This is a genomic window from Aeromonas sp. R9-2 (assembly GCF_040908025.1).
GTDB lineage: Bacteria > Pseudomonadota > Gammaproteobacteria > Enterobacterales > Aeromonadaceae > Aeromonas > Aeromonas veronii.
Genome location: NZ_JBFOCX010000024.1, coordinates 354,029 through 377,481 on the forward strand (window position 1 = coordinate 354,029; position 23,453 = coordinate 377,481).

The 23,453-nt window shown below is 53.3% G+C and carries 22 protein-coding genes and 1 riboswitch; of the genes, 11 read left to right on the forward strand and 11 right to left on the reverse strand.

Annotated features, from left to right (window positions below):
* Positions 1 to 23: 23 nt before the first annotated feature.
* The 3 genes from AB5Y71_RS10715 to AB5Y71_RS10725 are packed head-to-tail and all read right to left on the reverse strand — an operon-like array spanning position 24 to position 3,749.
* Positions 24 to 1,073 carry an HlyD family secretion protein gene (locus tag AB5Y71_RS10715; protein ID WP_005351625.1) on the reverse strand — a complete coding sequence of 350 codons (1,050 nt, stop codon included), beginning with the start codon at positions 1,071 to 1,073 and terminating at the stop codon, positions 24 to 26.
* Positions 1,073 to 2,413 carry a glycosyltransferase gene (locus AB5Y71_RS10720; RefSeq protein ID WP_120414204.1) on the reverse strand — a complete coding sequence of 447 codons (1,341 nt, stop codon included), beginning with the start codon at positions 2,411 to 2,413 and terminating at the stop codon, positions 1,073 to 1,075. The genes AB5Y71_RS10715 and AB5Y71_RS10720 overlap by 1 nt, the downstream gene beginning before the upstream one ends.
* Complete coding sequence (locus AB5Y71_RS10725) at positions 2,406 to 3,749, reverse strand: diguanylate cyclase (RefSeq protein ID WP_139411713.1); 1,344 nt, start codon at positions 3,747 to 3,749, stop codon at positions 2,406 to 2,408. The genes AB5Y71_RS10720 and AB5Y71_RS10725 overlap by 8 nt, the downstream gene beginning before the upstream one ends.
* A 206-nt stretch (positions 3,750 to 3,955) precedes the next feature.
* Positions 3,956 to 4,034: riboswitch (cyclic di-GMP riboswitch) on the reverse strand.
* A 723-nt stretch (positions 4,035 to 4,757) separates the two neighbouring features.
* Between AB5Y71_RS10725 and AB5Y71_RS10730 the strand changes: the two genes are divergently transcribed.
* Positions 4,758 to 5,213 (forward strand): hypothetical protein, encoded by a 456-nt coding sequence (locus AB5Y71_RS10730; RefSeq protein ID WP_234879982.1) that lies wholly within the window; start codon positions 4,758 to 4,760, stop codon positions 5,211 to 5,213.
* Positions 5,214 to 5,260: 47 nt separating this feature from the next.
* Here the strand turns inward: AB5Y71_RS10730 and AB5Y71_RS10735 are convergent, their stop codons facing one another.
* On the reverse strand, positions 5,261 to 5,887 hold the full coding sequence (locus AB5Y71_RS10735) for a heme-binding beta-barrel domain-containing protein (protein WP_005360892.1): 627 nt from the start codon (positions 5,885 to 5,887) through the stop codon (positions 5,261 to 5,263).
* Positions 5,888 to 6,275: 388 nt separating this feature from the next.
* Here AB5Y71_RS10735 and AB5Y71_RS10740 point away from each other — a divergent pair, with 388 nt between their 5' ends.
* The 6 genes from AB5Y71_RS10740 (at position 6,276) to AB5Y71_RS10765 (ending at position 10,893) form a co-directional block, all read left to right on the forward strand.
* A complete protein-coding gene (locus tag AB5Y71_RS10740) occupies positions 6,276 to 7,916 on the forward strand; it encodes a methyl-accepting chemotaxis protein (RefSeq protein ID WP_139411714.1) in 1,641 nt (546 codons plus the stop codon).
* 222 nt (positions 7,917 to 8,138) lie between these two features.
* Positions 8,139 to 8,549, forward strand: coding sequence for a hypothetical protein (locus tag AB5Y71_RS10745; RefSeq protein WP_041202697.1), 411 nt, complete (start codon positions 8,139 to 8,141; stop codon positions 8,547 to 8,549).
* 314 nt (positions 8,550 to 8,863) lie between these two features.
* Complete coding sequence (locus AB5Y71_RS10750; protein ID WP_005351635.1) at positions 8,864 to 9,451, forward strand: DUF1367 family protein; 588 nt, start codon at positions 8,864 to 8,866, stop codon at positions 9,449 to 9,451.
* Positions 9,448 to 9,777, forward strand: coding sequence for a nuclease domain-containing protein (locus AB5Y71_RS10755; protein ID WP_139411715.1), 330 nt, complete (start codon positions 9,448 to 9,450; stop codon positions 9,775 to 9,777). Before AB5Y71_RS10750 ends, AB5Y71_RS10755 begins: the two co-directional genes overlap by 4 nt.
* A gap of 97 nt (positions 9,778 to 9,874) precedes the next feature.
* Positions 9,875 to 10,198, forward strand: coding sequence for a hypothetical protein (locus tag AB5Y71_RS10760; protein ID WP_368171533.1), 324 nt, complete (start codon positions 9,875 to 9,877; stop codon positions 10,196 to 10,198).
* Positions 10,195 to 10,893 carry a TIGR02642 family protein gene (locus AB5Y71_RS10765; RefSeq protein ID WP_139411716.1) on the forward strand — a complete coding sequence of 233 codons (699 nt, stop codon included), beginning with the start codon at positions 10,195 to 10,197 and terminating at the stop codon, positions 10,891 to 10,893. The genes AB5Y71_RS10760 and AB5Y71_RS10765 overlap by 4 nt, the downstream gene beginning before the upstream one ends.
* A gap of 45 nt (positions 10,894 to 10,938) precedes the next feature.
* On the opposite strand, the gene AB5Y71_RS10770 is transcribed toward AB5Y71_RS10765, so the two are convergent.
* Positions 10,939 to 11,781, reverse strand: coding sequence for a GGDEF domain-containing protein (locus AB5Y71_RS10770; protein WP_235671890.1), 843 nt, complete (start codon positions 11,779 to 11,781; stop codon positions 10,939 to 10,941).
* A gap of 699 nt (positions 11,782 to 12,480) precedes the next feature.
* On the opposite strand from AB5Y71_RS10770, the gene AB5Y71_RS10775 reads away from it, so the two are divergent.
* From AB5Y71_RS10775 to AB5Y71_RS10790, 4 genes are all read left to right on the forward strand, one after another.
* Positions 12,481 to 12,747 (forward strand): ADP-ribosylglycohydrolase, encoded by a 267-nt coding sequence (locus AB5Y71_RS10775; protein WP_139411717.1) that lies wholly within the window; start codon positions 12,481 to 12,483, stop codon positions 12,745 to 12,747.
* 688 nt (positions 12,748 to 13,435) lie between these two features.
* Positions 13,436 to 14,749 (forward strand): anaerobic sulfatase maturase, encoded by a 1,314-nt coding sequence (locus tag AB5Y71_RS10780; RefSeq protein WP_368171534.1) that lies wholly within the window; start codon positions 13,436 to 13,438, stop codon positions 14,747 to 14,749.
* Between the two features lie 3 nt (positions 14,750 to 14,752).
* The gene (locus tag AB5Y71_RS10785) at positions 14,753 to 15,868 is read left to right on the forward strand and encodes a tetratricopeptide repeat protein (RefSeq protein WP_368171535.1); all 1,116 of its coding nucleotides are present in this window, start codon (positions 14,753 to 14,755) and stop codon (positions 15,866 to 15,868) included.
* Between the two features lie 34 nt (positions 15,869 to 15,902).
* Positions 15,903 to 16,703 carry an SUMF1/EgtB/PvdO family nonheme iron enzyme gene (locus tag AB5Y71_RS10790; protein ID WP_236287797.1) on the forward strand — a complete coding sequence of 267 codons (801 nt, stop codon included), beginning with the start codon at positions 15,903 to 15,905 and terminating at the stop codon, positions 16,701 to 16,703.
* On the opposite strand, the gene AB5Y71_RS10795 is transcribed toward AB5Y71_RS10790, so the two are convergent.
* From AB5Y71_RS10795 to AB5Y71_RS10820, 6 genes are all read right to left on the reverse strand, one after another.
* Positions 16,700 to 17,635 carry a LysR family transcriptional regulator gene (locus AB5Y71_RS10795; protein ID WP_368171536.1) on the reverse strand — a complete coding sequence of 312 codons (936 nt, stop codon included), beginning with the start codon at positions 17,633 to 17,635 and terminating at the stop codon, positions 16,700 to 16,702. The genes AB5Y71_RS10790 and AB5Y71_RS10795 overlap by 4 nt on opposite strands.
* A 186-nt stretch (positions 17,636 to 17,821) precedes the next feature.
* Positions 17,822 to 19,204: a BatD family protein gene (locus AB5Y71_RS10800; protein WP_368171537.1), complete on the reverse strand. Its 1,383-nt coding sequence runs from the start codon at positions 19,202 to 19,204 to the stop codon at positions 17,822 to 17,824.
* Positions 19,185 to 20,915, reverse strand: coding sequence for a VWA domain-containing protein (locus AB5Y71_RS10805; RefSeq protein WP_368171538.1), 1,731 nt, complete (start codon positions 20,913 to 20,915; stop codon positions 19,185 to 19,187). The genes AB5Y71_RS10800 and AB5Y71_RS10805 overlap by 20 nt, the downstream gene beginning before the upstream one ends.
* Complete coding sequence (locus tag AB5Y71_RS10810; RefSeq protein ID WP_368171539.1) at positions 20,912 to 21,955, reverse strand: VWA domain-containing protein; 1,044 nt, start codon at positions 21,953 to 21,955, stop codon at positions 20,912 to 20,914. Before AB5Y71_RS10810 ends, AB5Y71_RS10805 begins: the two co-directional genes overlap by 4 nt.
* On the reverse strand, positions 21,948 to 22,469 hold the full coding sequence (locus AB5Y71_RS10815; RefSeq protein WP_368171540.1) for a DUF4381 family protein: 522 nt from the start codon (positions 22,467 to 22,469) through the stop codon (positions 21,948 to 21,950). The genes AB5Y71_RS10810 and AB5Y71_RS10815 overlap by 8 nt, the downstream gene beginning before the upstream one ends.
* A complete protein-coding gene (locus AB5Y71_RS10820; protein WP_368171541.1) occupies positions 22,469 to 23,452 on the reverse strand; it encodes a DUF58 domain-containing protein in 984 nt (327 codons plus the stop codon). Before AB5Y71_RS10820 ends, AB5Y71_RS10815 begins: the two co-directional genes overlap by 1 nt.
* Between the last annotated feature and the right edge of the window lies 1 nt (position 23,453).

Sequence of the window (23,453 nt, forward strand, 5' to 3'; positions counted from 1 at the left end):
CGTCCTAGAGCTGAATCCTTGACTCAATCAAATAGCACTGTGACTGGTAGCCCCTCAACTTGAAGACTGAGCGGTAACTTATCATCCAATGATAGTGCTACTTTGAGCGTTGCTTTCTCCCCTTCAAACGGAGCGGCCAATTGTGCTGGCAATTTGTCGGCTAGCTCGACCGGTCTAGCTACTCTGGCTGCCAGACGCTCACCACTGGGTAACTTGACGATGGCCCTGTGACCCGTCTCCATGGATGACAAATACTTGGGCTGCACATAGGCAAGGACTAGAGGATCCTCACGTTTGGAGATCAGCGCAAGTGGAGCCCCCGAGAAGACCCAGTCCCCTGCTTGTACTAGCACATCGGAGACCTTGCCCCTGGTAGGCGCTACTGGTTGTTGCTGCATAGCCATGGTTTCCATCTCCGTCAACTCCTGTTCTAGAGAGTGGCGAGCACTGGCCAGTGGTCCTGTCAGGTGATCTTCTTTGACTTGTAAGATGTGTTGCGTTTTGTCTACCTTGGCTTTTTGCAGCGCGATAAGTGACTGTGTCCAGCTCAGAAGAACGCTGGCGTATTCAGCGCTGGATACCAGTTTCTGCTGCCGGTAGTTTGCATATTCTTTGTAGATAGCTTCCTGCTCACGGGAGCCTCGTTCAGCAATGCTGATTTGTCCATCAAGGATGCGCAGTATCTCAAGCTCGTCGAGCTGCTTGTTAAGTACAATCGCCTTCAAACGGGCTTTGCGCGCCTCAATATTTACATTGAGTGTAGGGGATTCAAACTGCATCAAGACATCCCCCTGTGAGACGGGTTGTCCCGGTGTCATGTAGATATTGCGGATAAAGCCATCGCCATTGGCCACCACCAACTGGGGCTCTGTCGTGATAATGGCTGGTGCTTGAGTTAGCCACCACTCTCGTCCCAGATACCAGAGCAGTATGATGACAGGACTGAAGGCCAGTATCAGGATCAGATACCATCGCACCTTGAATGCCATCCGTTTCGCGGGGGCATACAATACTCGGATCCCCTGTTCCGAGGTGGCATCCTGTTTTTTAGGGGGGGTGAATGTGACTTTCATCAGAATTTGTTTCCTCGTTTCAGAACCCACCATGGCGCCATGCTGCTCTCTTCATGGCCGCGCCGGAATATTTCATTCAAAAGTGCTACGGCACACCACAGACGCATCAGTAGGGTATAAACCGGATAGAGGCACAACCAAGGCAACAGTCTCAGATCGGCTCTGGGCCGTTCTGATATTGCGAGCAGGAACACCAGAAAATTGATCAAAGTGAGAAATAGGTAAACCAGATAGAGACAGAGCATTAAGGCCATCACAAACTGACTCGGATAACTGAAGATCAGCCACCACGTGTATCCCATGACTAGCAGTGGCAGCACCACGTTTTGCGCCACCCCATAGACCAGAGTGAACAGGAAGGTTTTCCATCCTAATATGCGAGGTGTAAGTGACAGCTTGTGCTTGCGCAGATAGAGGAAAAGCAGGTCACCATCCCAGCGCAGACGCTGTTTGGCTAGAGTGACTAGATCCGAAGGGGCATCAGTATGGCCTATGGCTTTAGGGGCAAACCCTATCTTCAGACTGGGGTGACGCTTGAGGTAGTGTTTGATCCGTAATGTCAGATCCAAGTCTTCTGCTGTGTGTGTATCCCATCCCCCAATCTGGCGAAGGAAATCACGACGAAATGCCCCGAATGCCCCCGAAATATTGTTGATAAGATTCCACTCGCTTAAGCCGGTTTTGCCGCCCTGCATGGAGATCATGTATTCAATCCCCTGCATCCGGGTCAGCAGCCCAGCCTGCAGGTTGCGCACTCGCAATGCTCCGCCGACGGCTGGAATATTGGGATCATCAAAACAGGCGACAATCTCATCGATCATATTGTTGTCAAAGGATGTATCCCCATCGGCATTCATCACTATTTCACCGGTTGCCGCCGATAGGCCTGCGTTCAGGGTCGATACCCGTCCGCCACGTTGCCACTTAGGCAACAGCACCAGGGTTCGGTTCTCGCATCCCTGAAACTCGCGGACACAGTCCAAGGCCGCTTGGTAGGTATGAGCGTTGGCATTGGCGCCATCAATGACCGCGATGATCTCCATATGACCGCGATATAGCTGTTCCTTGAGGGTCAATATAGTGGAGCGGATCGCATTCCCCTCTCCATAACAGGTGATGATACAAGAGACGCTGGGGCAGCGTCGTGACAGCGGTAGGTCGGACACTCTGGGCTCCTGACGGGCATACCACTTGAGGATTCCGGTCAGCGTCAGCGCCATTAGTGGAACTTCAACCAACAGCAGCATGGGCAACAGCAGCAGAATCATCCGAGGTGAAACCGACAGACTGCCCAGTATATCTATCAGGATGTAATAAACGGTTCTCAGCCAATCATGCATGCTGGATGCTCCCATCCAGCCAGTGACTCAGCCATAGGTTGGCGTCTTCACCCAGGCTGACAGGTAGGGGTTGCATCTTCACATTGAGTGTCAGTGTGTCCAGTCCCTCAATATTGTTCATCGCCAGGATCCGGCTCTGCAATATCTCTCTGTCATCTGCATCCGTGTATGGGAGCAGGAGCAGCAGCAAGTCATCTGCGTACTGGCAAACTACGTCTGTATCCCGAAATTGTGCTTGTAGGCGAGTAAGCAGAGCTGCCAGCCTCTGGAAAGCTTTTAGCAACCCCAGTTCTGCTCGAAACTCGGCCAGATGCTCAACCTGTATAGCGAGCAGCGTATGGCTGCCGCCGTGACGCTGTAGCAGGCGGTTGCTCCACTGCAGCAACCAAGGGAAGTGTTCTATAGCCATAGGAGCTCCCCAAGCTAGGGGGAGATGCAACCGCTGGCTGCCTTCCCGGGCAATATGATGCGCCAGCTTGCCAATGCGATATTCATGGATGGGCGTCACCACAAGATCATCCGGTTTGCTTGACTGACCGCACTCATAACAGCGCGCCAATACGGTAGCTTCGATGAAACGAGCGTTACACGAGAGACAACGATACTTCTCCAGTGGGCGATCATAGTCCACCCCTATGTGACGCAAGGTGGTGACACATTTGGGACAACGCAACGTGCTCTGTTGCATGAAGGAATCTTGGTCATCAACGTGGCCACAGGTGAAGCAGTGAACAGCCGGTTTAGCCTCAAGGGCAATATGGGAGCATTCCGGACAAACATCGACAAAGTTCAGGTGAGCTGAGCGACAGCGGTTGCACAGGCGCACGCGATCCACCAGTTGTTCGCTCTGCAACAGACGTTCAGACACCAGTTGTGGCAAAGAGCCTATGGACTCGCTGCCTAATAGACAATCGAGCAGAGGATAACTGTAGCCTTGACGGCAACCTACCTGCCAGTGTGGTAACAAGCGGAAGTGAGCGCGCGGCCAGCTGTACCAGGCTAATTTATCCATCTCATCTGGGTGTTCACGCAGTGTCAGTAGGGACAGACGTTCAAGTATATGAGGTGCCCGCTCATCCAGTTGGCCAAGCAGACCATCTGCCAATATGGGCGAGAGCGGGCTGGCTTCTAGGCAGAAAACGGGATGCAAATAACGGTCGGGATCACGGCGAACCGCCAGCAAGACCTGGTCTTGCTCATCTGCTGGTAAATTGAGTAGCAGCACTGCTTGCTGTGCTGGGTCCCATAGAGACCAATCGGTTATATGCTGGGTAACACGATCCATCGATGCCCCTAGTAGAGCGATCTGGATGGGTTGTTCATTTGTACTCATCATGAGGAAATAACCTCTTTCCACAGACTGAAATATAGAGTGCCACCCTGTAAGAGGGTTAGTGTACTGGTGTCAACAACTGTGGGGAGAGAGACTGCGAGCTTCCCAACCTGGAGCGATACCAATGGCACTGTCGTTAAATCGATCAACATCCTGGATATGGCGAAAGTACACAGAGGGTTGAGAACTGATAACTGATGCCATACTCAATCTGCAGCTCAGCCGTCTCAGGTGTAGAGATCTGTAGCTTTCCGAACCCGACTCACATCGGGAGTGGCGAGGTGGATAAATACAACCTTGTGCAAAACTTAGTCAATGCTTGGAAATAGGAATTGTTATCAATTAATCATGTTCGGTAGCCTGCCATTCGAGACCTTGTTTTTCCTACAACTATTGAGGCAATAAACAGCACTACGAATTGCTTGGCCTACATCCGAGGTTTAATAAACTAGGGGGACTCTATTGTGCCCCGCCTTCCCTTGTTGCCGGTGTAGACACACAGAGTTGCGAGGCTTGCTGACTACGACAGATGGCGTCATTTGATAACAATTCTGACACTGTTTGTGGCTCGGGCTGGATTAGTGGTAGCAGAGGCAGAGGGAGCTTAAGGAAAGGGAGGGGGTTGCGTATCCGGAGAATTCTTACTTAGTGGTAACTCAAGAAATATCTGAAACTAGGCAGGCTCATGATGAGTTGGAATGCTTAACAGCAGTAATTGAGGTCGGGGGGGCAGTCTAGCCCCGGCGCATGTAGGGAGGTAGCCCTAGGTGCTCGGGCTAGTTGAGAAAGAATTGCGTGGTTCATCTTTCAGCTTCATATTCCAATATGTTTATTCTGACATTAACATCAATTAATGTAGCCTAATAGCACAATATATTTGATCTAAATCAAATTCTATTTTTTCTTATAACTGAAGTTGTCAGTAATAGATTTCATCGATAACAGCAATAGATAATTAAAAAACTCACCCTGCTAATTGTGGTATATGATGTGGAAAATTTGGGGGTGCCTATGATTATCTATGGAAAATACGGCGGAGCAGCACTTAGGGCCGTACATTTAATGGTGCAGAACAACTATGATCATATCACTGCTTGGGATATGGCAATATTTGAAGCATTCGGAGAGGACTTAGGCGAAAAAAAGCAGTATAAAAACAACCCGAAGGTAACATTCCTGACCCTCTGCAGCTTGGGTAGCATCAGTTGCATTATGCCAATCCACTATGATACAGCCATCAAAACTAAGAAATATGTCGCGACAGCACTCGACATCCTTTCCTCTAAAGATAAATCCACACCGATTAACCCTGATGACTTATGGCAAGAAGTTATTGCAGCGTGTGATGCCGCAGCTTCATTGAAGCATAACAATCAGATGGATGTGGTTTTGACGCTATGGTATGCAAATGTGTTGAATACCAATTGGTCTAGTGATGAGCTGGAACTGCATACGGAATTTATATGAATTTTGCAGTTAAAAAAGCCAAGGTGAAATCACCTTGGCTCTTCACATTATTTGATTTTAATTAATGTACCACTATCAGAATGTGCAAATGGTTTACCGTACACTTGCAGACTTGTCGTCTGATTATACTTGAGCTGATCTTTAACAGAGAAATCAAGCGACATCATAAAGTCAGTCGTTGAATCATTTGCTGACATATAACTACTTTCAGCAATTCCACGCTTTCCTGTTTTAAAATCAACCTTATTTCCTGCTTTACCTTCGACGACAACACAAACTGCACGAGGTATGCAGTATGAGTTGTAGATCATCTGATTTTTTTTATCGTAAATCAGATAACCACGCTGGTCATGAAACTTACCGTTGTCACTTTTTCTGAATACTTCTTGCTTGTAATACATCGCAACTAAATATTGGTCACTGGCGTTTTTTGCATCCGCAGCGGGCTCGAAGGTAAAGGTCTCATAGTACGGTTCGACCGCAGGTCCACCCTTACCAACCTTGCTCCCTTCTTGCCCTGGGGCTACGTCTACACCACCAGTGTCCGTGCTTTTCCATGTTCCCACTAGCTGTGCCAAGGGACCAAAATCCAAGCCATTTATTGTTGTGTCTGAATCTGCGTGCGCCAGCGTAGAGCTGGCAAGTAAAATGGCGGGTATTACAAGCTTATTCATAAAAGACTCCTGTATGGTTCAGCTTTTTATTATTTTCTGCAAGCCAGGGGATTTTAAAAAGAGCGGTAGATGATGGTCAATTATATTTAATTGTGTGATGTGATTTTTGTGAGGCCGGATTTGTTTTTTACTCTTAATAAAAACCAAATTTGATTTAACACATGATCATGGTTATAGCGAAAAAATCTCAATGCCAATCTAGATCAATTTTTAGTTACGATATTCTATACTTACGGTTAGGCAATTTTATTGCTGTAGGAGAGGGCTATGTATTGTTTGAAATGTTATTAGTTTAGGGTCATCGTTTTTTGTTAAGGTGCTAACATTTGACGCCGATATTAAATGTGGAACATAAAGCGTTGATATGAAGGTTAATAAGGATGGGCAGATGCGTAAATCAATGACAATAGGCAATAAACTGATAACTGTTTTTTCGGCCCTTGTGGTGCTGATGCTGGGTTTTGCCTGGTTTTCTGTTACCCAACTATCGAACATTTACCGTGATACAACCGAGATCACTAACAACGTCATTCCGTCAATACGAGCTTCAAGCCAAATGCATACGGCCTTGCTTGATGCTCGCCGGGCTGAGTTGAGCATGCTGATTGGTATTCAAGATAGTGATCAGAGTGCGATTAGTACCAACAAACAACGTTTTGAGAGCAGTAAACGTGACTTTGAGGCTGCGCAACAACAATATTCCAAGATGGATTTTGTCTCAGAGAGGGACAAACAATACTTCGAGAACCTTGTCGCAGCCGCATCGGATTACTTTTCTGTCCATTCCATTCTGTTGACGGCCGTTGAGCAAGGTGACATGACCAAAGCAAAGTCCCTTATCAATAACGAATCGAAGCAAGCCTTGGAAAAGGCTGGGCAGGATGCCTTGAGTCTGCGTGCAGAAAATGATCGGATTGCTCATGAGATGGCCGCTCATGACAAGGCAGTTTATGACAACGCCAAGACACTCAGCATTTCAATGGGAGCAGGCACGGTGGTTTTTGTGATCCTGGCGGCTCTACTACTTATCCGTCAGATCCGCAATCCGATCATGGTTTTGTTAGAGCAAATTCATCAGGTATCTGCTGGTAACCTCACCAGCAAGCTCGATATGAAAGTCTTTTCCCATGATGAACTCGGCATGCTGGCCAAGGGCTTGAACGAGATGCAGGACAACTTGCGGATGCTCGTAAATGAGGTTTCAAGCTCTGTGGTTCAGCTCGCTTCTGCAACCGAAGAGATCAGTGCCGTTGCCTTGCAGTCTGCCCATAATATGGATGGTCAAAAGCATGAGCTGAACCAACTGGCCACAGCTATGAATGAGATGCAGGCCACTGTGCAGGAGGTAGCCCGCAATACTAACGATGCTGCCAGTGCTGCAACCCAGGCAAGTACAACAGCCCTTCAGGGTAGTAACACAGTGAACAACTCTATCGTACGTATCGAGAAGGTGGGTGAATCGATAGAGCATACTGCAGTGGTGATCCGCCAGCTGGGCGATGATAGCCGCAATATCGGCATGGTGCTGGAGGTAATTCAAAGCATTGCGGAGCAGACCAATCTGCTGGCGCTGAACGCAGCGATTGAAGCAGCTCGAGCTGGCGAACAAGGGCGTGGATTTGCAGTCGTGGCCGATGAGGTCAGAACGCTGGCTAAACGAACCCAAGACTCCACCTCCCAGATAAACGGTATCATCTCCGAACTGCAGGAACGAGCGAATGAAGCGGGAGCCACGATGCAGCAAAGTCAGACCATGATGGTTGAAACGGTTACCATCGCCCGGGAAGCAGGGGCGTCAATCTCGGAGATCAGCAGTGCTGTCAGCAGTATTTCGCATATGAATATCCAGATTGCCACTGCTACAGAAGAGCAGGGGGCTGTGAGTGAAGAACTGAATCGCAACGTGGTCAACATCAGCAATGCTTCGGAAGAAGTCGCAGCAGGCGCTAAGCAGATGTCCCAGGCATGCCATGACTTGAACCACTTAGCTACTCAGTTACAAGATGTAGTCAGGAAATTCCGCATTTAAGCCTGGGAAAGGATATGTCTTTGTTGAACACCGGCTGATAGCCGGTGTTTTTTATTAGACAAGTGCTGGCGCTTATTCAATATTTGACGGTTGTAAGAAACCACAGATATAGCAATAGATATTACTGTTTTTGTTATTAGAGCTTATACGTAAATTTCAGATAGACCTTCATCTCTGAATCAGTAAAATTTGGCGAGGCTCACCCAACAAGAAGGTTATAACGTGAAAAAAACGATGCTAGTATTGGCCTGCTCGATTGGATTGTTTGGTAGTAGTTGGCCTGCATTTGCTGCAAATGATAGCAAGGCTCAGCAGGTTCAGTTTAAAAAAGGGATGTCGGAGACAACAATTAACAGTTCGATCAAAGGTGATCAGAACTTGGATTATAAGTTAACGGCCAACAAGGGCCAGAAGATGCTTGTGACATTGGACACCAAGTACAACACATATTTTAATATCCTTCCTCCTGGTAGTACTGCTGATGCCATGTTCTCTGGTGCTATGAAAGGTGACCGCTTTGAAGGTGAGCTGCCGATGAAAGGGACTTATACCATTCGAGTTTATCAGATGGGGGCAGACAAAAGCAGTAAAGCCAAGCATGATTTCAAGCTTTATGTAAAAATTAGTGGCTAAGCTTTATAAGGTTAATGTGGGCCATTCTGTAGCGAGCTTACGATGTTGAGAGAAAGCCCCGAGCATTATGCTTGGGGCTTGATTGAAAACCGATATGAATTATTTTCTGTTAAAATCAATTCGATTAGACTCGATTGTTTTCTATATCTCGCTAACACAATAATATCACAATTACTGGTGCGTAACATTGATCAAACTTTGGCCTTACCATGGTTATGCCGAAACTAGACCATCCGGCTATTAACCTAAAAAGGGCCAAGCGTGACCAAGAATATTAAAATTCTTCAAACCAGACCAGTCTTTATTAGCACTATATGGAGCTGACTCTGCTGAAAATGTCTGGCGGCGTGCTGGTTCCTTCCACCCCAGCTGATGCTGAAGCGATCCGATCATTACCCATTGGCTCATTTATTCAAGCCAAAGGAAGCGGGCGCCGTAATCCTGCTTTTCATCGCCGCTTCTTCGCATTACTCAATCTGACTTTCGATTACTGGGAACCTGCAGGCGGAATGGTGTCACCAGCAGAGCAGGGGATCTTGAATCGCTTTGTTCGTTACCTCTCACATTTTGGCTCATCTCAGGCACTTAACCAAGCGAAGGATGAGTTCATCGAGCTGTTAGCCATTAACAGGGTCGAGCGTCATGGACCTCAAGCTGAAAAGTCATTCGAGGTAATGCGCAAGTGGCTGACTGTCGAGGCTGGATATTTCACTATCGTTATACTGCCGGATGGTGGGATGCGCAAAGAACCAAAAAGCATTCGGTTTAACAAGATGGAACAGGCCGAATTTTCAGATCTATATCGAGCTGTATTCGGTGTGTGTTGGCGCTATGTGTTGAATCAGCAGTTTGGCTCTGAGGCTGAGAATACCATTGCTCAGCTGATGGGATTTTCTGGATGAGGTTTGATACTAGCCCTATTCGCTCGAAAGCACTGCGGAATAGCGCCAGAGGGCAGTTGTGCAAGTTGCAGTTGCTTGGTGTGTGCCAAGGCGGTACCGAGACGACGGTGTTGGCTCATCTGCCGAGTATGCCTCATGGGATGGCCCTGAAGGGTGATGATCTGATTGCAGTCGAGGCTTGTGCAGCGTGCCACGATGCCATCGATGGACGATTCAACTATGGCTGGCTACCGGGAGAGAAGGAGGAAGTCCTCTACTTCGCCCTGATCCGCCAACTGCATCAGTGGGTAGTGCGCGGGCTTATTAGTGTGAAAGAGGCAACATGATCCACCTATCAGCCCTTGAAGCTAGTCGTCTGCTTGCTAATACCCCAAAGCTAAGCGGAAAGTTGAGCAACTGAAGACAGTTCAACAGGTAGACAGCTTGCATGGCAATGTGATGGCCGAGCTAGTTGGTTTTCCGGAGCCAAAGACCGAGCTGCTATTCCACCCAGTTCGAAAATGGAGGTTTGACTATGCCTGGCCACTCAACATGATCGCCCTTGAGATCCACGGCGGGATCCGCGCTGGGGGGCGGCACACCCGGGGCAAAGGGTTCGTTGAGGACAGAGTGAAGATGAATGAGGCCACATTGCTTGGATGGTCCGTCATCGAAGTTACTCCTGAGCATATCAAGACTGGCCAGCTGCGCGCCTGGTTGCTGAAAGCATTTGACCGGAATACCAATCACTTGAGGACCACCCCATGAGCAAAGCATTGGAAATGGCACTGCGCCTGTTTTCACCAAAAGGAGCTCTCCATGAACCGACCTCCCGTAATTTCAGCGCTCTGGGGCGTGACGAGTTGATTGGTGCGCTACAGATAGCCTCCAAGGATAATCCCCAGGGGTTGCAGTATCTGATGGTTGATCACCTGATCGACAAACAAGCTATAGAGGCGCTGCAGGCTCACTTCAACGATGGCCTGTGTAATGCGGAGGTAGGGCGTATGGCATTGGCTATCCTGCTACGACGTCCACTGCCAGAGCAATTGGAGAGGCTCGTTCTATCTCATCCCTACTATGACAAAGAGCGCCGCCGTGCTGCAGTGGTAATGGAGAAGGCCAAGCGGGCTCACCGTCACGGTAATGATCATGAATATCTGCGCCTGCTAGATGAGCGTAATGCCATCCTAAATACCGCGCATGGTCGCTGTGTTGATGAGATGCTGATATCCGGGCGTTGTCCACATTGCACTGGAACCGGCAGGCGGCTACGAATCGGTGGCGAGTGTCCCAAGTGTCATGATACCGGGCGTGTGGCCCCTGACATTGCTCTGGTCTCCCGCCGATTCGGAGGGGAAGTACAACTATCTGTAGAGAGCATGGTGGATGAGGTGATCTACCAAGCGTCAGATCTCACTAAGGCTATGGAGCGGCAGGTTCGGGAAATGGTCATGGAGTGAGGTTCTTCCTATCGTGTCAGCTCCCATGGAGTCACTGCGCTTAACTCATGTAGGCGTTGCTTTTTTGGTTGCTTTATTTTTGTACATTTTCCTGTCAATGATATCTAAGGTCGTATCTATGTTTGACTCAAAGCGGTTGTAACCAAATGAAAATGAAAGCTGAGGGTAATTCTTTTGGAATTTAGTTTTGAATCGTATTTCGATTTCTTGTAATGCCTCTTTCACATCTACATCTTCAGTACAGTCGATGATGATAAGGTACTCATCACCCCCCATTCTCACAATGTAGTCATCATGCCGGAAGGTTTTCTTCAAAATATTGGCTACATCACACAAAACCTTATCACCTGCTAAGTGACCAAATGAATCGTTGATGTATTTAAAATTATCAAGGTCCATATAAATCAGTAGGTTATCTGATTTTAATTGTAGGTCTTCTAGAACACTTCGATTATAAATTCCAGTCAGTGGGTCCGTTTTAGCTTGTTTTTGGTACAACATTTTTTCATTGTATGAGTCAGTTATATCTGTTGCTAAGGTGAATATATATACCTCATCTTCCACTACACTCTTAAATTTTGTGACATCAAAATAATGCACGTTATCGTCAAATTTAAACGACATAATCTTATTGGATTCTTCATTGTTATCCATATATGTTAGAGTCAAGTCATGGCATTGGGAAAATACATTTGCGACATTGCCATCGACTAAGTCACAGATATCATCATTCGTTAAACCGATAATGTTCATATCTGTGAGACTTGCAACCCATTCTCTAAATGGTTCATTTATATAGACAATCCGGTGTTTGCTGTCCCTTACTGATAGAAACCCAGGAAAATATTTAATAAAAATATCAGAAAAATTTATTGCTGTTTTGCTCATAAAGACACCATTATTAATAACCATTCCCGTAACATCAAGTGTAGTTGTTTGCAACAATCACACATCGCTAATCTGTTTAGTGCCTTAGGAGGAGCCTTCACATACAGCAACATGAACAGGGATAATTAAGGCTATCTATGTCAGCAGATTAAGTGGGGTAATATGCACGGTTCTAAGGCAGAGATCTAGCGCAGCTGATATGATTGATATCAGGCATAGCTTATCGCCAAGTTGACTACATCAGAGAAGAACGGAAATTATCATTCATATAATCCATTGTTTTTAAACAGCTTACTATTATTTTAACGTTTTCGTGCTATTCGCGCTCAGTCATGTTTGCGAAGTACTGTCATTGATGACGACCGTTCCTTAATTTTTTTGAAAAAATATGTTGCAGAGATACATTGAATGCATAGATGAGCAAGATAGCGGCAAACATGACCATGTTGTGATTAATGCTTCTGGTTGAATTCACCCCGCCGTCCCCGCGTTAGTATTGCTTAAAGATGACCAGAGTCACCGTGACCTTGGTCTTTTTCATTTCTGGCTCGCCTGGTGCGGGCTTTGTCGTTTCTGGAGGGGAGGGGGAGATAGGTGGCGTCACTATAGGGGGACCAGGATTGTGCCGCTTGTTGTTGTGTCAGGTGATAACTAGATCTGTACAGTCAGGCCAAGCTGGATGCACTCACACCAAGCGTGATGAAGCAGCGGGCGCTGGCGGCCAGATCCCCGAATACTGGTTCGGTGGTGCGTGGTAGCTGGCGGCGCAAGTCTCGCAATCAGCTGGGCCATGCCAGCTGGCTGGATGTGGTAGAAGCCGCTTTCTGGTGCTTCTGGCATGGGGACGATTCGGCCAGCGGCGAGGTATTGCTCGGCTTACTGCTGGGGCGGGATGAGCGAGTGCGGCTTGTTTACGGTCTGCTGGTGGGGGCTTTCTACATGGGGGAGCCTTTCAGGCTCGAGTGAGGTTGTTTGAATTCTTCAGCAAGTGATTTAAATATAACAGGAAAATGAACTTCTGCAGTTTATGCCCACGAACTTCTGCATGTGGTGTTTCAAATATGAAACAGTTGGACGGGTCTGGCTTGGTTCTATTACGGCAAAAACGGGTGAAGTTCTGTCGGTTTAGTTGCTCAGTCGAACGCCGTTGCTTTTTGTAGCAATGATCCTCAAATTTCATCATGTCCCAATTGTGTACCACAGCCATCAACCTTAGAGATATAAACTCATATAAATCAGAACATTAAAAAAGACATATTGCAAAACGTGGAAATAGAATGTTGGCTCGTTGCCCGCGTGTGCTGTTTTGCTCATGTTGCTCGAGATGAGGTATCCGATGACGGCGGCTAGCGCCTAGGTGGGCGGTGTCAGGCACCACAATTGTGTGCATGGTAAACCATAGCGCAGGCAGAACGAAGGGCGAGCCGCGCAGGTGGCGGTTTATTGGGCGGTTGCTTCCGATATCTTATGCACTTCTGTCTGGCTCACCGGGACTATACGACCAATTTATCTCGTAGGATGCGATGATTTTTTATGACATCAGAATGTTAGCCTGGTCCCATATCCGCTGGTTATAAGGGGTATAACCAGCGTGTGACAGCGGGAGCCTTTAGACTGCAGGCCTCAAAACAGCAATATTGCAGGTGGTGCAGTTATGGTGATTACTCAGGGTCCACAGTTCAACGGCAAGGCATCCAAGCGGATGCATGTGATGGCCAAACCTATCGGGGCCGTGTGTAACATCGACTGTACCTACTGCTACTACCTCAGCAAGCAGGATCTGCTGGAATACAAGAAGGGGTGTTCGCCCCAGATGGACGAGCAGACCCTTGAGACCTATATCCGTCAATATATCGAGGGACAGAATACCCCCGAGATTATCTTCTCCTGGCAGGGGGGCGAGCCGACGTTGCTCGGGCTCGACTATTTTCGCAAAGTGGTCGAGTTGCAGCGCAAATACCAGCCGCAAGGGGTGGTGATTGCCAACGACCTGCAGACCAACGGCATCCTGCTCAACGATGAGTGGTGTGAATTTCTGGCCGCCAACAACTTTCTCATCGGTTTGAGCATCGATGGCCCCGAGTTGCTGCACAACGCTTATCGGGTCAACCGAGCCGGGCGCGGTACCTTCAATCAGGTGATGACGGCGGTGGCGCTGTTGCACAAATACAAGGTGAAGTTTGCCACCCTGACCTGCGTCAACAACCTCACCAGCAAGAATGCGCTGGAGGTTTATCGCTTCCTGCGTGATGAGGTGAAGTCGCCCCAGATGCAGTTTATCCCCATCGTCGAGCAGAAGAGCTTTCGCACCACCGCGCCCCAGACCTGGCAACCGCAGGAGCAACTCAAGCAGGGGGACAAGCGCCTCAATCCCTGGCACAAAAATTCGGTGGTCGAGCCCTGGTGCGTTTCGGCCGAGGGGTGGGGGGATTTTCTCATCACCATTTTCGATGAGTGGGTGCAGCGGGATCTGGGACGGGTCTTCGTGCAATATTTCGAGGCAAGTATCGAGACCTGGATGGGACGCAAGAACCCCCTCTGTACCTTGGGGGAGATCTGCGGCAAGGGGCTGGCGATGGAGCCCAACGGCGATGTGTTTGCCTGTGACCACTATGTCTATCCCAAGTACAAGATCGGCAATATCCACCATCAGCCACTCAGTGAGCTGGCGTATTCGCCCGCCCAGCAAGCCTTCGGCTTTGCCAAATCGCGCAGTCTGACCCGCCAGTGCCAGCAGTGTGACTACCAGTTTGCCTGCTATGGGGAGTGCCCGAAGAACCGCTTTATTCGCACCCACGAAGGGGAGGCAGGTCTGAATTACCTCTGTGCCGGTTGGTACAAGTTTTTCAGCCATATCGATCAGTCGATGGCCTATATCCTGCGCCGTGCCGGTTATCCGGTGGTCCATGGCAAGTATCGTGATGCGGTGATGAATAACGGCGTCATGACACATGGTCAGAGGAAATAAGCGATGCAGAGCATGTTGAGTCGCCACGAGTTCCGTCACACCCGCTCCGGCACCATGGGCGCCTTGTGGCTGGCCCTTGGCATGACCCTGTCTGGCCCAGCACTGGCGGTAGCCAGCCCTGCGCCGCCGGTCACCACATCAGCGAATGGGGCACCCACCGCATCCGTGGCGGCCAGTTCGCCCTCAGCCGCCCAGATCCTGCAGTGGGCCTACAGCGCGCAGGATATTTCTCTGCCAGTGGTGGAGCGGGCCGATGCCCTGCGTCAGCTGGCGTCTTATCCGAACCAGAACAGTCTGGTGGCGGTGGCCAGAACTCTGCGCGACGAGAGTGAGCTGGTGCGAGAAGCTGCGGTCGTGGCTGCTGACCCTTATCAGTTTGCGCACCGCTGGCGGCTGCTCTCACCGCTGTTGGCTGACAGCAGTGCCGAGGTTCGCCGTGCCGCTACCCTCAATCTGGCTCGCGATTATGGCGTCATGAATGAGGGGCAACTGAGCGCCATTGGCCAGCCGCTGGCGGAGGTGAGCGAGTATCTCGCCCGGCAGCAGGACCCTGCGCAGCAGCTGTTGCAGGCAGATCTCTATCGCTGGACCCGGCAGTGGGACAAGGCGCAGGCAAGCTACGAACAACTGCTGGCCAATCAGCCCGATAATCCCCTGATCTGGCTTGGTCTCTCTGACAACTTGCGGGCCCAGCAACGGGATGCCGAGGCGCTGGCCTTGCTCAACAAGGGGATCCTTGTGCTGTCGCAGAATGCCAACCTCCATTACGCCAAGGCGCTGACCCAAGTGCGCCTCGATCAGAAGAGCGAAGCGGCAGTCACCATGGCACGGGCGGCGGAGCTCGCTGGCAATAACAGCTACTTCTGGTATCTCAACGGGGTGCTGCAAGAGCCGCTGGATCTCGAGAAAGCCATCGTCTCGTTCGAGCTGGCCTACCGGATCTCCGGCGCGCCGGAGCAGCTCTATGCGGTGTGCGATATCTACCTTCGCCACGATCACCCCAAGAGCGACGCCTGCATGAGTGAACTTGGCAAGATAGCGCCCCCCGAGGTGCTGGCCGAGCTCAATAGCAAGCGTGCGAGCAAGACGAGCACGCCGCCGGTTTCCGCTGGCCAGTAATGGCTGCCACTTCTCTTACTGCACAGGTCAGGTTATGACGATCATACCGTTCAAATGCGCAATTCCGTTGCTGGTGACCACCCTGTTGGTAGCTGGCTGCACCCTCTCGGTCAAACAGGGCAACCAGCCGCTCCATCCGCTGCGACAGAAGGTTGAAGCGGACATGGTGCTGGTGGAAGGGGGCCGTTTTGAGATGGGCTCCAACGACCCTAGCGCCAAAGCGAGCGAAGGGCCGCAGCATACGGTCTCGCTCAACAGCTTCTACATGGCAAAATTCGAGGTGACCCAGGCTCTGTTCGAGGCGGTGATGGGCCCCTCCATCAGCTATTTCCAGGCGCCGGATGTACCGGTCAACAACCTCAGCTGGCAACAGGCCAATCTGTTTGTGACAAGGCTCAATGAGCTGACCGGTGCTCACTACCGCCTGCCCACCGAAGCTGAGTGGGAGTATGCAGCCAAGGGGGGCAAGCTGAGTAAAGGCTATCGTTACAGCGGCTCCGATCAGATTGACGAAGTGGCCTGGTACAGCGGCAACGCCAAGAATCGCGCCTATCCGGTGGGGCTGAAAAAGCCCAACGAGCTGGGGCTATACGACATGACCGGCAATGTGGGGGAGTTTGTGGCTGATGCCTATGAAGAGACCTTCTATCGCCATAGTCCTCAAGAGAACCCGAACAATGCCCAGGAGAGCAAGAGCCACCTCGCCCATAAGTCGGTGCGAGGCGGCAGCTACGCCTATGAGGCTGAATTATCTGAAAATTTCCGGCGTGATTTCGCCAGCCAGTCGGTGATGATGGCTGACATGGGATTGCGACTGGTGCGTGATGCCCGTTAGGACTGAACGATGGAGGTGGTCAGCCCCAGCTCGCTGACCACCTCGAACAGCTGCTGGCGTAGCCAGCGGTGGCCCGCCTCGGTGGTCCGGCTGGGATGCCAGATGGCCGACAGGCTGAATACTGATTCCTCGAAGGGGAAGGGGAGTACCCGCACATCATACATGCCGGCAAAGGTATTTATGATGGAAGTGGGCAAAACCCCGATGATCTCGCTGCACGCAATGATGGGCAGCATCTCCATGGCGGTCGGCACCCGTACCACGATATTGCGGTTGGCCATTTGCGGCAGGTGCTCGGCGGTGATCATGCTGCCTCTGACCTGCCACTGGGCCAACGCCACATGCTCCTCGGTAAAATAGGCCTCCACCGTCAAGTCGCTGCCCAGTCGCGGGTGGTTGCTGGCACACACCACCTTCACCTGCTCGCCATAGAGCACCTCGCTCTTGAGCATGCTGCGCCCGCTCTGGGTCATGTCGATGATGAGATCATAACGCTGCATCCGCAGGTCACTCTCCATATCCTCGGTAAAGAGGGGATGCACCTCGAGCGAAATACCTGGGGCGTGTGCCCGGATATTGCACAGCAGCGCCGGAACCAGTTGGGCGCTGACCAGTCTGACACAGGCGATGGAGAAGACTCGCTGGGAAGTGCGTGGATTGAACGTGCGCGAGGTCGAGAGGGTCGAGCTGAAGTTTTTCAGCGCGGCCGCCATAGCCGGATAGATGTCGATGGCAAACGAGGTGGGCTCCATCCCCACGACCTTGCGATTAAACAGAGGATCGCCGTAGATCTCCCGCAGTCGCTTGAGGGCCTTGCTGACGGCGGGTTGGCTGATCTCCATGCGTGTCGCCGCCCGGGAGAGGCTGCGCTCTTCATAGATGGCGACAAAGATCGGGATCAGGTTCAGCTCGGTACTTCTGATGTCTAACAAGAGAGGCCTCGTTACATGTTCGTGGAAAATCACACTGCCTTGGCACTGTCGGGTAGCCGGAGGGGAGAACCTGCCACGCCAGTCAGGTGGCGTGGCAGCCAGCGGGTATCCCACTTTGGCAGTGTAATGAAGTGGGCAAAGTGGGACAACCAGTGCAGGGAGCGGTTGCTGCGTGGCGCACTTTATTTATCTGTTGGCGTTGCAGGATGATTGACCCGCTGAGGTCGGTTTGCCAGTCAGGGGGGTCAGTTCCGGCAGGGCCGCTTGCCAGCCGATAATGTGGCCCAACCGTGAACGGATGTTGCCAAGACTGGTGCCCCGTCGCCTTTGCAGGCGCAGCAGCAGGCACCAACCCATCCTGAGCGCATCAGCCCGATCAAGGGGATCTTGCTGGAATACAACCTGTTGTTGCTGCCAAGCCGGATCGGAACTGACACGGCTAAGTTCCAGCCAACCCCTCTTGGCCCGCAGATAGCGATAGGCCAGTACCCGCACCGCCCCCCACTGCCTGAACCAGATGGCGGCTCCATATTGCCAGCCGAGCGGGCTAGGGTGGTGACGGTAGTAACGGGCTATAGCCAGGAGCGCCAGCACCAGCAGGGCTGCACCACCGGCTACTCCAAGCAACCGATGCCAGTAGGCCGCCAGCCAGGAGGCGGGAGTGTGGCGCACTTGCAGGGTCTGCCCAGGGAGTGTCAGGGTCTGCAGCTGGCCAGTCTGGCTGTTCCACCAGGCAAGCTCCAGCGCGGGCATGGTCAACTCACCACCGCGCTGCACGATATAGGTAGTTTGATCTTCCCGTGTCGAGAGGTACTCCCCCCGCTCCTGGGTATCGTTCAGTCGGGCTTGCGCCGGATAGTCCTGTACCCGCCCATCGCTTGCAAGCGGAGTGATCAGCGGCGGGATCAGCACCGAGAGGGTATCCTGCCCGCTGGCGGTCACGGTGCGGGTGATAGCATCCCCTACCCGCAGCTCGCCGTCAGCATGGTCATCCGCAGAGCGCTGCCAACGCTGGCTCAGGGTGAGATTGCTGGCGCTCAGCCAACGCCCGCCGACCGTCAGGGCTGGGTCGGGCAGAGCGGCGGCAAAACGCTGAGGGTGGGTGGTGAGGGTGATCTGCCGGGAGCCCCCTTCAGGGCGCGCCACGGTGGCCCGTACCGCGATGGCGGGGATCTCGAACTGGCCGGATTGCTGGGGATAGAGCGTCAGCTCCCAGCGCTGATGCGACCAGGTCTCGCCATCGCGGCGCTGGGTGAAGTTGGTCGCCAGCTCGCTGCGCTGCTTGACCATGACCCCCGGCAGCTCGAACTGGCCGATGCGGGTACCCGCGGTAAACCAGCGGTTGGTGGCCAGCTCCAGATAGAGGGTGATCTGTTGGTTGACGGCATAGGGGCGCTTCTCCTCCCCCTGATCTTTCAACCAGCTCTTGAGGGTTACCTGAGTGGCGTCAGTCGCATCAGCGGCCTCGGCAGCCTGTGCTTCGACCGTGAGCAGCACGGCCCCGAGCAGGGTAGCGGTCGCCACATATCTGCACAGCCAGTGGCGGAGTTTATTGTGCCGGTTGCACATGGGTAGGCTCCTTGTGGGTGGCAGAACGAGGACGGACGGTTGCGCCCGTTTGCTGCGCTTGTAGCTGGAGGCGGAATTTGGCTTGCAGGAAGTCACCGGGATCTGACTCCACCCGGCGCAGCCACTTTTCGGCCTGCGCCGGATTGGCCAGGATCTGATCTGCGGTCAGGGTTTCGCGCGCCATCAGGGATGAAACCACGGTCTCTTCCGCTCCGTCGGCACTGCGTGGCTCTTCATCGGGCAGTTCACTGGAGTGATCAGGTCCATCCGGCGTGCCGGTCTGGCTCTGACTGGCGCGGTTGATCTCGTCAACAATCCCGCTCATCACCTGATAGTTGTGGGCGGCTGATTGGCGCACGCTCGGGGCGCAGGCCTCGTCAGCCAGTTTCCGGAACAGCCGGCGGGCGGCCAGATACTCACGCTGTCTGGCGAGGGCATTGCCGGCATAGAGCAGAGCCTGTTCGGAGTCGGCTTGCAGGAATGCTGACTGAGCCAGCGCAAACTCGGCGCCATAGTAGTAGGCCACCCCTTTGTAGAAGGGATCTTCATAGTGTTTAGCCGCCTCCAGATAGTCACCTTGCTGGAAGTACCACTGCCCCTGCTGATCCGGGGTGAGCCAGAGGTTGAACCACTGCTGTTTCAGCTCCTTTGCCCAGTGATTGATCGCAGGCTCTGTCGGCTCTGCGGGCGCCAGCGAGAAGGTGGTGGCCTGCGCAGGCGTCGTCTGTAACAGGGAGAGACCGATGGCTGCCACCAGACCCCACTGCACCAGCCAGCCTTTGCGAAACCAGAGCAGCAGCAGGGCGACGACCGGAAAGAGCAGGTAGTAACCCATGTCCTGCCAGGGCATCAGGGAGTCGTTATGGATCAAAAAGTTGCGTTCAATCCCCCGGTTGATGCGCTCTACGTCGCCATTATCCACCGTCATGGTGAGCAGGGTGCCATCGCTGTCACTGGCCAGTCGCCGTAATGAGGCAAGCTCCAGCGGGCGTTTACCACTCAGGGCCGGGTCGCCAGCGGCCAGGATCAGCAGCTGACGGGATTGATCACGGAAATAGTCAGCCAAGGGGGCGATGGCGGCGGGGCTGATGCCATCACTCACCAGCAAAACGGTGCTGCCGGTCTCATCGGCCAGAAGCTCGGTGAGCAGCGGGAGCACCTGTTCGGTGCGCTTGCCCGCTTTAGGCATGATCTCGGGACGGATGGCGGCGAGGATAGGGTCATAGACGGCATTGTCACGGGTCAGCGGCATGGCGGTGTGGGCCGAGCCGGCAAAGACCACCAGCCCGTTGCGCCCGCCATCGCGGGTCGCCAGCAGATCGCTGATCTTCTGCTTGGCCCGCGTCAACCGGTTGGGGGCGATATCCGTTTCCAGCATGGAGTCGCTGTTATCGAGCAGGATCAGCAGGGCGCCCTGATCTTCGCCAAAGGGGGAGGGTTCACGGCTCCAGGTCGGCCCTGCGCAGATCAGGATGGCGAGCCCCATCAGCAGCCCCAGCACCTTGAGGGGCAGGTTCTTTTTCCAGCCGGTGTTCCCCAGCGTCAGCGCCTCGCGCAGATGGGGCGGCAGCCGCTGTTGCCAGCTGTTCGCTTCATCCATGCGCCAGCGCAGCAGCAGGATGGCGACAAGGGGGATCAAGGCCTGCAGCCACCAGGGGCGCAGAAAGTGGGCATTCAGCCAGAGCTGTTGCCAGTAGAGAGGATCCATCATGGCGTGTCTCCTGAGAGAGCAGTGCGCAGGCGGTAGCGCCTGAGGGTCAACAGGGAGAAGAGGGTGAGATAGAGGCCGACGCTGGCGGCGATGAGGTAATGGTGCAGGCTTTCACGGGTCTGAAAGCGGGTGCTTTCGTAGCGTTGTGGCTCCAGCTCACCGATCACCTGATAAGCGCGCGTCAGCTGCGCCGTATCAAGAGCCTGAAACAACTGGCCGCCGGTCAGGGTCGCCAACTGTTGCAGGGTATCGAGATCGAGTGCCTGTTCGCCGACGGTGGCCGGATCCCCCATGGCGATAGTATGCAGCCGCACGCCGTTGACCGCGGCTACCCGGGCCGCATCCCGCGGGCTGACAAAACTGCCGGTGTCGTTACCATCGGTAAGGATGATGGCGACTTTCTCCCGCTTGGCGCTGTTCTGGTCTAGTTGCCCGTGGCGATCACTGTTGTTGAACACTTTGATTGCCAGACCGATGGCATCTCCCAGATGGGTGCTCTGGCCTGCCATGGCGACATCGGTTTCCTGCAGCAGGGTTTGCCAGGTGTCGAGATCGGCGGTAAACGGCGCCTGGAGAAAGGCGGCATCCCCAAACAGGATGAGCCCGAGTCGATCTCCTTCGCGCGTTGCAGCAAATTGTTTAAGCACCTCTTTGGCGGCGTCGAGCCGACTGAGGGACTTGCCGGGGTCGGTAGAGAAGTCGGTCTCGGCCATGGAGCCGGAGAGATCCAGCACTACCATCACATCCCGCCCGAACCGCTCGCGCACTTGTGGGGGGCCATAAATGGTGGGCTTGGCCAGCGCCAGCACCGCCAGTAGCCAAACGGTGATCAGGGCGATCCGCTGCCACCAGCTGGCAGTCAGCTGGGTTGCCCCCTCACGCGGCGGTTCATCCAGCAGATCGATCAGCAGATCGAAGAAGGGCACCTTGATGGCACTCTGTCGGGTGCGATAGGCCGGAATAAGGCGAAACACCAGCAACGGCAGGGGCAGCAGCCAGAAACAGTGGGGGTGGGCAAACTCGAGACCGGCATCAAGCATGATGGGCCTCCGTCGCCAACGAGGCTGTTTGTATTAGAGTCTGGTGGTGGGCAAGCCAGTCGTTGCAGAGGGAAACGAGGCAGAGCTGATCACTGACGCTTAACACCACCTGATCACAGACCAGCGATACCAGCCAGCGCTCCCCCAGTTCGCTCGCGAAACGGGGCTGCCTATCAGCCATGGCATTGTCGAGTGTCTGCAGCAATGCCATGCCAAACAGCTTGCCGTGCCGGGGATCTAGGTGGGTCAACACCTGCTTGATCAGGTGAAATAGCGCCAGACTGGCCCCGGCATCAGACCAGTTGATCGTGCGCAGGGCCGCCTGCGCTTCACGGCGGTAACGCTGTTGCCACCAGCGCTGTGCCCGGTGATAGAGCCAGAGCAGCGCCAGCGCCCCCAGGCTCAGCGCCAGCAGCAGCCAGCCTGCGGTTTGCGGTTGCCAGCTGATGGTGGGTGGTACGGTCACGTCCTGCAATTCGCGCAGCATATAGGTGCCGGGCAGCTTGTGGTTCATCAGTGATCTCCTCCCATTGCGGTAATGAGGCGGGCGAGGTGGTGGCCACCGGTGTCGAGGGTGATAAGCGGCAATCCCTTGAAGGCCATCAGTCGCAGCAGTTGATCTTTTTTCAGCTGCTGCTGGCGTGCTAGCCCCTGATCCAGCACAGGGATCTGGTGGGGAGCAATATTGAGCTGGTACTGGCCATCGCCGACTACCCAGCTGGCGTCAGCGGCAGTGGTCGACAGGGTCGACTCGAGGGGATCGGCGATGTGCAGTGCCAGTACATCGTTGTGCTGCTGCAAGTAACCGAGGCGGGTCAGGTCGGCCTCGGTGACGCCGGCCCAGTCGCTGAGAAAGATCAGGGTGGTATTTTTCAACTTGAGGCGGCCCAGCATCGCCAGCAGGGGGGCCATACCGGTCGCCTCGCTGTCGCGGCTGGTGGCCGAGAGAGCATGATTGGCGGCACAGAGCTGGCGCAGCCCTGCCAACCAGTGGCCACGGGAGCGCTGGCCGCGCAGCCACGCCACGCCATCGCAGTGCAAAATGGCGAGCCCGACCCGATCGCTCTCTTTGAGTACTTGCCAGCCGAGCAGGGCGGCGACTTCGGCGGCCACTACCGACTTCATCACCTCCACCGAGGAGAAGAACATGCAACTGCGCTGATCAACGCAGAGGAGCACGTGACGATCTTTCTCTTCGCTATAACTGCGCACATGGGGGCGGCCGGTGCGCAGGGTCACTTTCCAGTCCAGGGTGCGAATATCATCCCCTTGCTGATAGTGGCGCAGCTCTTCAAAGTTGAGTCCACGGCCGCGAAAGCGTGACGGGTGGCGGCCGCACAGCAGGTTGCCGCTGTTTAACCGGGGCAGCAGTGAAAACTGGCCGACCAGCCCCTGTAGCCGGACCAGCGTCAGGTAGTCACAGTGGATGCGGGGGTCACTACTGAGCGGTTGCCCGCACTGTGTCAGCCTGTCATGGGATAAGAAGCGAGGTGTCATG